Here is a 12,924-nt window from a genome sequence, read left to right as displayed (position 1 = left end):
AGGGAGATCGGTATGGAAATAGCATCATACACATCGAACATCCAGCCTTATGGCTATTCTGGTGGCACAGAAGTTGCTTCAGATAGTAAGGGCGCAAAAAATACGGTAACGAATCAGACTGTATCTGCGGATGCCCAAACCAAGGTGGCACAGGTTCAGAATCAGAAAGAGACGCCTGTTAAAATTCAGGATAATCCGACGGTTGATGAGATTGTTGAAAAACGCATTCAAATCAACAAAATGGAACTTGAAAAAATGGTAGAGCAAATGAATGAATTCGTTAACTCTGTCAATAAAGGACTCTCTTTCCGTATTGATGAAGAACTGGGACGTAATGTGGTAACCATTTACGAGGCCAGCAGCGGTGAGGTCATCAGGCAGATTCCCGATGAGGATATGCTGGTTATATTAAAGCGTCTTGCGGACAGATCCTCAGGTTTTGTTGAGGAAACGGTTTAACTATCTGAGGTGAGTTGAATGAGTTTAGGCCCATTGGGTATGTCATCTGGCATGGATATCAATTCTATGGTCAGCAAAATTGTCGATGCAGAGCGTGTTCCAAAACAGCAACGTATCGACAATGAGCGGACTAATATTGATGCCAGTATCAGTGCTTATGGGCGACTCAGAGAATCACTGGATACAATGAAAAACCTGATGGCGAGCTTTCGTCAGGATAAAGCTTTTGCAGTAAGAAAAGTTGAATCCAGCGATGAAAGTGCAGTCTCAGCAACTGCAACAACAGAAGCTATTGCTGGTAAATATGCTGTCGATGTGCTGCAGCTTGCTCAGAGCCACAAGATTGCTTCACAGCCATTGGCTGATGACGCAGAATTTGGCCCGGGTAAGCTGCATATCCAGCTTGGCGATGATAAGTTTACTGTTGATGTCAAAGGAAAATCTGATTTAAAAGATGTACTACGAAGCATAAATGGATCCAGTGATAACCCTGGCGTCCGTGCTTCTGTCATCAATGATAAAGACGGAAAGAGGCTAATTGTTGCCTCTGAACGTTCTGGTGCCGAACATCAGATCAAGATCAGCGTTGATTCCGACGCAACCAACCCCCTGAAAAAATTCGAATATAAAACCCTGGAAGAGCGAGTCGAGGCTCTGGAAAAAGCTCGTATTGCTGCTCAGCAGGCATTGGCCGCGCCCCTTCCGGGCGAAGAAACCTCTGAAACGACAGAAGCTGGTGCTGATCAGGCTCTTAAAGGGCAAGAGGGTGATACGCTCCCCGGAGAAGAAGCTAACTCAGATAAGCAACTCAAGCCAGATGGGACTGAGACCGATGCGTCTGCCGGAACCGAAGATGCTGCTGCGCTTGCACAGGCTGCTGCTGAGGCAAATAAATACCTGCCCCCTGAGGAAAGAATTCCAGGCTGGTCAGAAACAGCATCAGGTACCCTGCTTGACTCCTATCAAGAACCGGAACCCGAGCTGGATCAGAAAGCGACGGATAAGATGGGGGATGTTCCGGGCTGGAGTAATACGGCATCAGGCACCCTGACAGACTCTTATGTCACGCCTGCTGAAGCAAAAGCGGCAGAACAGACGAAGCTGGCTGAAAAACGTGCCGAGGTGGAAGCTGAGAAAGTTGGTATTGAGCAAGCACTTGCCAGTGGCGAACTCAGCAAAGAAGAAGCTGAAAAACTACTGCGTGATCAACTGTCTCCTGAAGAGCGGGTACGGCAGGACAATATCAAAGATACTCAGGCGGCTCTTCAGGCGGCGCAGGAGTCAATGGTTGCATACTCAGGAATGACTGAGGTTCAGGAAGGTCAGGATTCTCTGGTCATGCTGGATGGTGTGGCTCAGTTAAGCAGTGAAAACAATGTAATTGAAGATGCGGTAGAAGGCATTGACCTGACCGTAAAAGGGGTGACTGATCCTAAACAGAGGTCGGCGGAGATTGGCGTCGAATATGACCGAGGTGGCGTTCGCGAAGATATTGAACAGTTTGTTGCGGCTTATAATAATTTTTACCAGACAAGCCGGCAGCTTGCCCTGGCCGATCCTGCAACGGGTCAGAAAGGTCCGCTTGCCGGTGACAGCATCGTTCGCTCTGCGGAGTCTCGTCTTCAATCCGTATTCAACAGCACCATCAATAAAGCGCCGGAAGATTTAAAGACTCTGAAATCATTTGGAATCACCAGTACCCGACAGGGAACGCTGGAGATTAATTATGATCTGCTTAATGAGCAGTTAAATAAGAACTTCAATAAACTGGAAGATTTTTTTGGTGGTCGAGACGGGTTTGCGAAGAAAGTCGAAGACACCATTCAGAGCCTGACGGGGGCAACCGGAACCCTCAGAACCCGCGAAGATACCCTGAGGGAAAGAAATTACCGCCTGGATGACAATCAGGCAGCGTTAGACCGGCGAATGGAAAGCCTGGAACAGAGAACGCATGATAAATTTGTGGCAATGCAGGATGCGACAGCCAAGATGCAAAGCCAGCTTGCCGGTATGCAGAGTGCTCTGGGGTAAGAGATGTTGGAGTATTTAGCACAGTTGCGTGATATAGATCACGCTATCATGTCTCTTTTTACAGAAACCGAACTGAATACTGAAGAAATCACCAGACTGGTCGATAAGAGGGAACAGTTATTGCAGGTTCTGAAGGCGGAGCGGCAAAAAGCGCCAGAAATTGAACGCTCTCCGGAATGGCAAGACGCAATAGCGAGAACACAACAAATCGTTGAACACATGCAGGCCCAAACCGGCCGGCTTGGTGAAGAACTGAGAAAATATCGTCACGGTAATAAATCTGTTCAGCGGTACAAACAGTTTTTATAAGTGAAGAGGAATACCATGCGAGGTTCATTACAGGCATATAAAAAGGTATCAGTGGACAGTCAACTGAGTGCGGCATCACCGCATAAAGTTATCCAGATGCTGATGGCGGGTGCAATTGAACGCTTAGTGCAGGGTAAAGCTGCGATGCAGCAGGGTAATATCGCTGTAAAAGGTGAGCGCTTAGGTAAAGCTCTGGATATTATTATCAGCTTGCGCGGATGCTTATCTATGGACGATGGCGGTGACGTTGCATCTAATTTGGATCAGCTCTATGAATTTATGATTACACAGGTATCAATGGCCAATGCAGAAAATAATCCGCAGCCTATTGATGATGTGATCGATATCATACGGGAGATTAAATCCGCATGGGATCAAATCCCCGCAGAGTACCATAATCTGACATCGGCAGAGCTTGGTCAGTAAGGCTATGAATTCTTTTTTAATTTAGTCCCGAACTGGCAACGTGCCGGTTGCCTTATTTAATTTATCAAATAAAATAGACGCCATTAGTTAAAGTCCATTTAACTGATGGACGTTTTGTTGCTGTTCTCCAGAGATTGTCTATCGTATGATAATAGGTTGTCATAAGAACTCAAAATGACGAAGACATAGCCACAATGGAAAGAAATATAAAGGCGCTATTTTATTTGTATGCAAGGTTTAGCAAAACTGCTAATAATTGAAGATGATACACAGATGCAGTCTCAATTGGAGACCATCTTCGAATTTATTGGAGAACATGCTGAAGTTCTGGGTTCCGATCTAATCGACAGAGTCGATTTTTCCAAAACCTGGGCTGGCTGTGTTCTTGGCAGTATAAATGATCCCTCAATAGTGACTGCACTGAGCAAAAAGCTCGGGAGTGCGGTACATATCCCCCTGCTGACTCTGAGTACGTCTACTGTGGAGCTGGACAATTTACCTCAGTATGTTGGAGAGCTGGAATTACCTCTGAATTATCCTCAGGTCAGTGATGCACTCAGGCATTGTGCCGGTTTTCTCGGAAAAAACGGGTTGCACCTCTCTTCATCACGGAAAAATACGTTGTTTCGTAGTTTAGTTGGTAACAGTGTCGGTATTAAAGAAGTACGCCACCTGATCGAGCAGGTGGCAGGTACAGAAGCCAATGTGATTATTCTGGGTGAGTCCGGAACCGGTAAAGAGGTGGTGGCTCGCAATGTTCATTACCACTCAAGCCGAAGAGGCGGGCCTTTTGTTCCGATTAACTGCGGCGCTATTCCGGCTGATTTACTGGAAAGCGAGCTGTTTGGACATGAGAAAGGGGCGTTTACCGGTGCAATAACCGCACGTAAGGGGCGCTTCGAGCTGGCTGAAGGCGGTACCCTTTTCCTGGACGAAATTGGCGATATGCCTATGCCCATGCAGGTAAAACTGTTACGGGTATTGCAGGAACGCACATTTGAGCGAGTAGGTGGCAACACCACCATAAAAGTTGATGTCCGCATTGTTGCGGCAACACATAGGCACCTTGAAAGCATGATAGAGGAAGGCAGCTTTCGTGAGGATCTTTTCTATCGTCTGAATGTTTTTCCGATAGAAATGCCGTCATTACGCGAGAGAAAAGATGATATTCCTCTGCTGCTTCAGGAGCTCATGTCGAGACTGGAAGCAGAAGGCAGTCAGCCTATTTGTTTCACTCCAAGAGCGGTCAATTCACTGATGGAGCACGCCTGGCCGGGGAATGTGCGGGAACTGGCTAATCTTGTAGAGCGTATGGTCATCCTTTATCCCAATACCTTGATAGACGTCAATCACCTGCCTACGAAATATCGCTTTGGTGATATCCCTGAGTTTCAGGCCGATTATAGCGGGATGAATGGTACAACCGAATCATCGGTATCTGTTGAAGAGCAGGAAAAAGATTTGCTGAATGGCATCTTTTCTGAAGACTTTGTATTTGAAGAGCCTTCCTGTGCGTCGGCTCCGGAAGGCGTGGGTATGCATGAGCTACCGGCAGAAGGCGTGAATCTGAAAGAGTTACTGGCTGATGTTGAAGTGAATATGATTAGCCAGGCGCTGGAGGCACAGGATGGAGTGGTTGCCAGAGCTGCAGATATGCTTGGAATGCGCCGGACCACACTCGTAGAAAAGATGAAAAAGTATCACCTTAACCGATAGGGTAACGTCCTTGTTGTCAATAAATTGACTGAAGGTGTGTTTATTCAATTAATTGATTTTCATATAAAAATAGCCTGGAATGTAAATTGCATCTCAGGCTATTGTTTTATGTAGACGAGAACCCGACATGTCACTAGCAGAACAACAAGATAATTCGGTTTATCTGGCCTCTCTTGAAGAGCAGGTAGGGCGGTATCAGCAGGTTTTAGATGTGATGCCAGCCGGAGTGATTTTGCTGGACACGCATGGTGAAGTAAAAGAAGCCAATCCGGAAGCGCACCGGCTACTTGAGATCCCTCTGGTCGGGGAGAAATGGTTTTCAGTCATCCAGAATGCATTCGCGCCGCAGGAAGATGATGGTCATGAGGTCTCACTAAAAAATGGTCGTAAGGTGCGTTTGGCTATTTCTGCTTCTTCAACCGGTCAGCTGATTCTTATCACCGATCTGACAGAAACTCGTCTGTTACAATCTCGCATCAGTGATCTGCAGCGGCTTTCTTCGATTGGCCGAATGGTCGCGTCCCTTGCTCATCAGGTCAGAACACCTTTGTCCAGTGCGATGCTTTATGCGTCCAACCTTGGCGCACCAAACTTACCCACACCGACACGGGAAAGGTTCCAGACTAAGCTGATGGACCGTCTGCATGATTTGGAAAAGCAGGTTAATGACATGCTGCTGTTTGCCAAAGGTGGCGACAATAAAGTGGTAAAACCCTTCGATGTCAGGGGGTTGGTGGCTGAATTCCAGCCAATGGTCGAAGCCGCCGTTAAAAATAATCAGACGGACTATTATCTGGAAGTTGAGGGGGATGACTCTCAACTTTTAGGGAATGTAAATGCCATCGCTTCAGCGCTCAGTAATCTGGTGATTAATGCTATCCAGATTTGTGGCAGTGGAGCTCAGGTCGATGTATTTTTCCGGCCTGTCGGTAATGAACTGAAGATATCTGTTCAGGATAACGGACCGGGGGTCCCCCCTGATCTGCAAAGTAAAATCATGGAGCCTTTTTTTACTACCCGCTCTCAGGGTACAGGGCTTGGGCTGGCCGTTGTTCAAATGGTCTGCCGTGCGCATAAAGGACGCCTTGAACTGCTATCAGAACCCGGAGATGGTGCTTGTTTTACCATGTGCCTGCCACTTAAAAACGACAACTCAGGAGACGAATAATGGCTCAAAGTAAAGTGTTAATCGTAGAGGATGATGAAGGCCTGCGTGAAGCATTAGTCGATACATTAGCCCTTGCCGGCTATGAATGGGTGGAAGCGGATTGCGCTGAAGATGCTCTGGTTAAGCTGAAAGCTGAAGAAGTGGATATTGTGGTGTCTGACGTGCAGATGGCAGGCATGGGCGGGTTAGCGTTGCTACGGAATATCAAACAGCACTGGCCGAATTTACCGGTACTGTTAATGACGGCGTACGCCAATATTGAAGATGCAGTGGCGGCGATGAAAGAAGGGGCCATCGACTACATGGCTAAGCCTTTTGCACCGGAAGTATTACTGAATATGGTCAGTCGTTATGCACCCGTGAAATCGGATGATGACGGCGATGCCGTGGTTGCTGACGAAAAAAGTCTCAAGTTGATGGCGCTGGCAGAAAAAGTCGCTAAAACGGATGCGAACGTTATGGTTCTCGGTCCGAGTGGTTCTGGTAAAGAGGTGATGTCCCGCCATATCCATAACATGTCCAATCGCTGTGACGGCCCTTTTGTGGCGATCAACTGTGCAGCAATCCCGGATAATATGCTGGAAGCGACATTGTTTGGTTATGAGAAAGGTGCGTTTACCGGTGCGGTACAGGCCTGCCCCGGTAAGTTTGAACAGGCTCAGGGTGGAACGATTCTTCTGGATGAAATCAGTGAAATGGATCTCAACCTCCAGGCCAAATTGCTGCGGGTACTCCAGGAAAGGGAAGTTGAGCGTTTGGGCAGCCGGAAAAGCATCAAACTGGATGTTCGAGTATTAGCAACCAGTAACCGGGATCTGAAGCAGTATGTTAATGAAGGTAACTTCCGGGAAGATTTATATTATCGTCTGAATGTGTTTCCAATTGCCTGGCCTCCTCTGTGTGAACGTAAAGGTGATATCGCGCCATTAACCAGACACCTGACCGAGCGTCACTGTCAGAAACTGGGCCTTCCTGTACCAGAGGTCTCTCAGGCTGCCGTTGATAAACTGCTGAGTTACCCTTGGCCGGGAAATGTCAGGGAGTTGGATAATGTTGTTCAGCGTGCACTGATCCTGAGTGAGCAGAGCCTGATACAGCCTGATCATATCCTTCTTGAAGGGGTAGACTGGCAGGATGCCAACAGCCTGCAGATTGCAGTACAATCTGAACAACTGGCTCCGGACGTCAAACCTGTGGCAGAAGCCGGGTCAGTGTATACGGAGAGTACTTCACCTGTGGAGTCAGTAAAAAGTCTGGCTGGTGGAGAAGGGCTGGGAAGTGAACTGCGTGATCAGGAATACGCAATTATTCTGGAAACGCTGATCGAATGTAATGGCCGTCGCAAGGAAATAGCAGAAAAACTGGGCATTAGTCCAAGAACTTTACGCTATAAGTTGGCAAAAATGCGTGATGCAGGTATTGAGATACCCTGCTAATTAGGGTGCCTCTGAATGGCATACTAATTGCAGCGTCAAAATAAGAACGGGATAGCGAGTCAAATAATTGGCTTAGTGAGGTAAGAATGAATATTGGTGGCATACAGGGCGAAATGCAGGCGATGAAGCTGGAAGCGTCAAACACGACTTCCCCAGCAACAGGTCAGCGCGTGGGAGCAGACTTTGGTGATATGCTGAATAATGCCATTAATAATGTGAATTCTTTACAGAAAACATCCGGTGACCTGCAAATGCGTTTTGATCGCGGTGATGAAGATGTTTCCCTGTCGGATGTTATGATTGCGCGTAATAAATCCAGTGTTGCTTTTGAAGCTACCATTCAGGTAAGAAATAAGCTGGTAGAGGCTTATAAAGAATTGATGAATATGCCAGTTTAATTTGGGTGACTGACAGTGGCTGAAGAAAACAAATCAACAGATGTAGCGGTAACAGATTCGGGTTCCAATGGGGCACTGGCAACCACGAATGGTATGGGTACTGATACTCAGGATACCGATCTGAATGAGAAAAGCGCTTCTAAGCTTGATTTAGCGATGGGTGACCTGGATTTACTCCGTCAGGTAGTATTGGTTCTGTCTATTTCAATCTGTGTTGCGCTGATCGTGATGCTGTTTTTCTGGATGAAAGAGCCGGAATTACGGCCTTTAGGCACTTACGAAACCGATGAGCTGATCACGGTGCTTGATTACCTTGATCAACAGAAACATGAATATAAACTGGATGGTAATACCATTCAGGTGCCTGTCGATGAATACAATAGCCTGAAACTGGATTTAGCCCGGGCAGGTCTGAACAAAAGTAATCAGGCTGGTGATGACATCCTGTTGAACGATATGGGATTCGGTGTATCACAGCGCCTTGAAGCCGAGCGACTGAAACTCAGTCGAGAACGGCAACTGGCCAAAGCCATCGAACAAATGAGCCAGGTGCGTAAAGCGCAAGTGCTTCTTGCTCTGCCCAAACAGAGCGTCTTTGTCCGTCATAATCAGGAGGCGTCAGCAACGGTATTTGTCACTCTTCGGATGGGAAATACTCTGGATCAGGAAGAAGTTGATTCTGTTGTTGATATGGTCGCCAGTGCGGTTCCGGGCATGAAACCGACCCGAGTGACCGTTACTGACCAGCATGGCCGCCTGTTAAGCTCCGGTTCTCAGGACCCGATTGCGACCGCACGTCGCAAAGAGCAGGATCTGGAGCGCAAGCAGGAACAGGCTCTTCGGGAGAAAATAGACTCCGTACTGATTCCTATTCTGGGCATCGGCAACTATACCGCTCAGGTCGATATTCAGCTTGATTTCAGTGCCATTGAGCAGACCCGTAAACGCTTCGATCCAAGTACGCCTTCTACCCGCAGTGAATACACTCTGGAAGACTATAATAATGGTAACGTAGTCGCCGGCGTTCCGGGTGCACTGAGTAATCAGCCACCGGCAGATGCATCCATCCCTGAGGATGTGGCGCAGATGAAAGACGGTTCGTTGATGGGACAGGGTTCTGTCCATAAAGAAGCGACCCGTAACTTTGAACTTGATACCACTATCAGCCATGAGCGGCGTCAGACCGGGGTGGTTGACCGCCAGACCGTTTCCGTTGCGATTAAAGATAAGCCTGTCACCAATCCGGAAACCGAGGAAGTAACGTATGAATCACTTTCTGCCGGCGAAGTGGATGCGATTCGGCAGGTACTGATTGGTGCGGTTGGATTTAATCAGGCCCGTGGGGATTTGCTGAATGTACTGAGCGTTAAATTTGCCGAACCACAGATAGAGCAAATTACGGATGTGCCAATCTGGGAACACCCGAATTTCAACAATTGGGTGCGCTGGGTGGCAAGTGCACTGGTCGTCATTATTGTTGTATTGGTACTGATTCGTCCGGCAATGAAAAAACTGCTTAACCCGAATGCAGAAGAAGAAGGTGCAGTGGCTCTGGATGAAAACGGTATGCCTATCAGCGCCGATGATACCATGCTCATCGGAAGCGATATTGAGGGCGGAGAAGTATTCGAATTTGGTTCCGGGGTTGACTTACCGAACCTGCATAAAGATGAAGATGTGCTCAAGGCAGTAAGGGCACTGGTGGCTAACGAGCCAGAATTAGCGGCTCAGGTAGTGAAGAACTGGGTAGAAAATGGCTGAAGATATTGTAAAGCGTGAAGATGGCACCGAGGTATCAACAGAAGTCGATATCGCTTCGATTCCGGGTGATGAAAGAGCAGCCATCCTGTTATTAAGCCTGAGCGAAGAAGATGCCGCAGGTATTATCCGTCACCTTGAGCCAAAACAGGTACAGCGTGTCGGTAGTGCCATGGCAAGGGCGGCTGATCTGAACCACGATAAGGTTGGTGCGGTTCACCGGGCCTTTCTGGAAGATATTCAGAAATACACCAATATCGGTATGGGCAGTGAAGACTTTATGCGTAAGGCTCTGGTGTCTGCTCTGGGTGAGGACAAAGCCAACAACCTGGTTGATCAAATTCTTTTGGGCACCGGCTCGAAAGGTCTTGATTCATTGAAATGGATGGATCCACGTCAGGTAGCCAGTATTATTATCAATGAACACCCACAGATCCAGACTATTGTTCTGTCCTATCTTGAGTCTGATCAGTCCGCTGAAATTCTGTCTCAGTTCCCTGAGCGGGTTCGTCTGGACCTGATGATGCGAATCGCCAACCTGGAAGAAGTTCAGCCTTCAGCACTGGCAGAGCTGAACGAAATCATGGAGAAACAGTTTGCTGGTCAGGCTGGTGCTCAGGCAGCGAAAATTGGCGGCCTGAAAGCGGCTGCTGAAATCATGAACTATATGGATAACAGTGTCGAAGGTATCCTTATGGATCAAATCCGGGATCAGGACGAAGACATGGCGACCCAGATTCAGGATCTGATGTTTGTCTTTGATAACCTGATTGATGTGGATGACCAGGGTGTACAGAAACTGCTGCGTGATGTGCCTCAGGATGTTCTGCAGAAAGCGCTGAAAGGTGCTGATGAAGCACTTCGCGATAAGATCTTCAAGAACATGTCTAAGCGTGCCGCTGAGATGATGCGTGATGATATCGAAGCCATGCCGCCGGTACGTGTTGCTGATGTTGAAGCGGCTCAAAAAGAGATTCTGGCCGTGGCGCGGCGTCTTGCTGATAATGGCGAGATAATGCTGGGCGGCGGTGCCGACGAGTTCTTATAATCGTTATTCTGACAGCTTAAGCAAAAATAGGTGAATTATGTCTCTTGAGCGTAAACGTGGTTTCCTTCGTCCTGATGAAGACGGGGCAAGTGTTAAGCCCGAAAAATGGGGCTTGCCAGATTACACAACCGACGTTAATAAAGAAGCAAAAGACACCGCATTCAACTATGATCCTGGCTGGGTTCCTGACTTCAGCGAACCTAAGGAAGAAGCGCCGGTCGAGCTGACCGAAGAAGATATCGAAGCCATAAAGAAATCGGCTTATGACGAAGGGTTCCATAAAGGGCAGGAAGCCGGGTTCACGGCAGGTTACGATAAGGGTAAAGAACAGGGGCTTGAAGCCGGTCATGCTGAAGGCCTTGAACAGGGAAAGCTGGAGGGGGTTACAGCCGGTCAGGAATACATTCAGCAGCAGGTTGAAATATTCATGAACCTTGCAAACCAGTTTGCTCAGCCGCTGGAGCTGATGAATGCTCAGGTCGAAAAACAGTTGGTGGATATGGTCCTTGCCCTGGCGAAAGAAGTTGTCCACGTTGAAGTACAAACGAACCCTCAGATCATTCTTGATACGGTGCGCGAGTCCGTTGAGGCTTTGCCGATCTCCGGTCATGCGATAACCCTTAAATTACACCCTGACGATGTCGGCATTATTCAGTCTGCTTACGGTGAAGGAGAGCTGGATTGCCGCAACTGGACCCTGGTGACGGAACCTTCCCTTAATCGCGGAGATATTCATATTGAAGCGGGTGAGTCCAGTGTCAGTTATAAAATGGAAGAGCGGGTGCGTTCCGTTCTTAAATCCTTCTGTGGTGTCAACCGGCACCAGGGGAACGAGTGATGCTTCCTCTAGCAGAACGCCTTGCCCAATATAAAACACATGGTTTGACGACCCGTGCCATCGCCTCGGGAAAACTGGTCCGGGTGGTCGGCCTGACCCTGGAAGCCACCGGATGTAAGGCTCCTATCGGGAGTTTATGCACAGTCGAAACAGTCTCCGGTGAGATGGAGGCTGAGGTGGTGGGGTTTGCCGGGGACAATCTTTTCCTCATGCCCAGTGAACAGATTACCGGTGTATTACCCGGGGCTAAGGTTACGCCTATGACCGGTGAAACCGGCCTCCCGGTTGGTATGGAGCTGCTGGGTCGGGTCATTGATGGGGTTGGTAATCCTCTGGATGGACTCGGGGAAATTTATACCGAGCATAGAGCCTCTTTTAGTGCTGACCCAATGAACCCCTTGCTGCGTAAACCGATTTCAGAACCATTAGATGTTGGTTTGAAAGCGATTAACGGGCTTCTGACAGTAGGCAAAGGCCAGCGTATCGGTTTGTTTGCCGGTTCCGGTGTTGGTAAGTCGGTGACTCTGGGCATGATGACCCGGGGGACAACCGCACAGGTTGTTGTGGTCGGACTGATTGGTGAACGGGGCCGTGAGGTAAAAGAGTTTATCGAAGAAATTCTTGGTGAAGATGGCCGCAGGCGCTCGGTTGTGGTCGCCGCACCGGCTGACTCATCACCACTGATGCGTCTGAAAGGTTGCCAGACTGCGCTGACAATAGCGGAATATTTTCGCGATCAGGGACTGGATGTCCTGCTTTTGATGGATTCTCTGACCCGTTTTGCTCAGGCTCAGCGTGAAATCGCGTTGTCCGTTGGTGAACCACCGGCAACCAAAGGCTATCCGCCATCAGTGTTTGCTAAATTACCGGCGTTGGTGGAAAGAGCCGGTAATGGCAGTCCGGAGCAGGGTTCTATTACGGCATTTTTTACCGTATTGACGGAAGGGGATGATCTGCAGGATCCGATCGCCGATGCTTCCCGGGCTATTCTTGATGGTCATATCGTGCTCTCCCGGGAAATGGCGGATGCCGGACATTATCCGGCAATCGATGTGGAAAAATCGGTCAGTCGTGTTATGCCACAGATTACTTCTGACGAGCATGTGCTGATGTCGAAAGCGGTACGGCAGATTTTATCTATCTGCCGTAAAAATCAGGATCTGGTGTCTATCGGTGCCTATAAACCGGGAACCGATCCGGCTATTGATGGTGCCTTTACACTTAAGCCACGCCTGGATCAGTATCTGCAGCAAGGCATGACCGAATCCGTTCCATATGAAATGTGTATCAACATGCTGCGTAATGTATTGCAGCCAAGTGGTAACGACTGATAGTCG

General features: G+C 48.4%; 12 protein-coding genes. All 12 read left to right on the top strand.

From position 1 onward, the window contains the following. Window positions 1–12: 12 nt before the first annotated feature. The 12 genes from flaG to fliI all read left to right on the top strand — a co-directional run bounded on the left by flaG (window position 13) and on the right by fliI (window position 12,918). Window positions 13–459 carry a flagellar protein FlaG gene (gene flaG, locus DI392_RS02210; protein ID WP_109318268.1) on the top strand — a complete coding sequence of 149 codons (447 nt, stop codon included), beginning with the start codon at window positions 13–15 and terminating at the stop codon, window positions 457–459. 18 nt (window positions 460–477) lie between these two features. After that, the gene (fliD, locus tag DI392_RS02205; RefSeq protein WP_109318267.1) at window positions 478–2,490 is read left to right on the top strand and encodes a flagellar filament capping protein FliD; all 2,013 of its coding nucleotides are present in this window, start codon (window positions 478–480) and stop codon (window positions 2,488–2,490) included. Between the two features lie 3 nt (window positions 2,491–2,493). Next, window positions 2,494–2,799, top strand: coding sequence for a flagellar protein FliT (gene fliT / locus DI392_RS02200; RefSeq protein WP_109318266.1), 306 nt, complete (start codon window positions 2,494–2,496; stop codon window positions 2,797–2,799). Window positions 2,800–2,814: 15 nt separating this feature from the next. Further along, complete coding sequence (gene fliS / locus DI392_RS02195; protein ID WP_109318265.1) at window positions 2,815–3,225, top strand: flagellar export chaperone FliS; 411 nt, start codon at window positions 2,815–2,817, stop codon at window positions 3,223–3,225. 228 nt (window positions 3,226–3,453) lie between these two features. After that, complete coding sequence (locus tag DI392_RS02190; RefSeq protein ID WP_109318264.1) at window positions 3,454–4,941, top strand: sigma-54 dependent transcriptional regulator; 1,488 nt, start codon at window positions 3,454–3,456, stop codon at window positions 4,939–4,941. Window positions 4,942–5,068: 127 nt separating this feature from the next. After that, complete coding sequence (locus DI392_RS02185; RefSeq protein ID WP_109318263.1) at window positions 5,069–6,109, top strand: sensor histidine kinase; 1,041 nt, start codon at window positions 5,069–5,071, stop codon at window positions 6,107–6,109. After that, entirely contained in the window at window positions 6,109–7,545 is a 1,437-nt protein-coding gene (locus tag DI392_RS02180; protein WP_109318262.1) for a sigma-54-dependent transcriptional regulator, read from the top strand. Before DI392_RS02185 ends, DI392_RS02180 begins: the two co-directional genes overlap by 1 nt. An 86-nt stretch (window positions 7,546–7,631) precedes the next feature. Continuing rightward, entirely contained in the window at window positions 7,632–7,943 is a 312-nt protein-coding gene (gene fliE / locus DI392_RS02175) for a flagellar hook-basal body complex protein FliE (RefSeq protein WP_109318261.1), read from the top strand. Between the two features lie 15 nt (window positions 7,944–7,958). After that, a complete protein-coding gene (fliF, locus tag DI392_RS02170; RefSeq protein ID WP_109318260.1) occupies window positions 7,959–9,704 on the top strand; it encodes a flagellar basal-body MS-ring/collar protein FliF in 1,746 nt (581 codons plus the stop codon). Continuing rightward, window positions 9,697–10,749, top strand: a complete 1,053-nt coding sequence (gene fliG / locus DI392_RS02165) for a flagellar motor switch protein FliG (protein WP_109318259.1) — start codon at window positions 9,697–9,699, stop codon at window positions 10,747–10,749. Before fliF ends, fliG begins: the two co-directional genes overlap by 8 nt. Window positions 10,750–10,786: 37 nt before the next feature. Next, window positions 10,787–11,587, top strand: a complete 801-nt coding sequence (fliH, locus tag DI392_RS02160) for a flagellar assembly protein FliH (protein ID WP_109318258.1) — start codon at window positions 10,787–10,789, stop codon at window positions 11,585–11,587. Continuing rightward, entirely contained in the window at window positions 11,587–12,918 is a 1,332-nt protein-coding gene (fliI, locus tag DI392_RS02155) for a flagellar protein export ATPase FliI (RefSeq protein WP_109318257.1), read from the top strand. The genes fliH and fliI overlap by 1 nt, the downstream gene beginning before the upstream one ends. The last annotated feature ends 6 nt before the right edge of the window (window positions 12,919–12,924 follow it).

Origin of the sequence: Vibrio albus, from assembly GCF_003144035.1 — a bacterium.
Classification (GTDB): domain Bacteria; phylum Pseudomonadota; class Gammaproteobacteria; order Enterobacterales; family Vibrionaceae; genus Vibrio; species Vibrio albus.
Note: the sequence above shows the minus strand (reverse complement) of the source record. Positions and strands in the feature narration are given on the sequence as shown.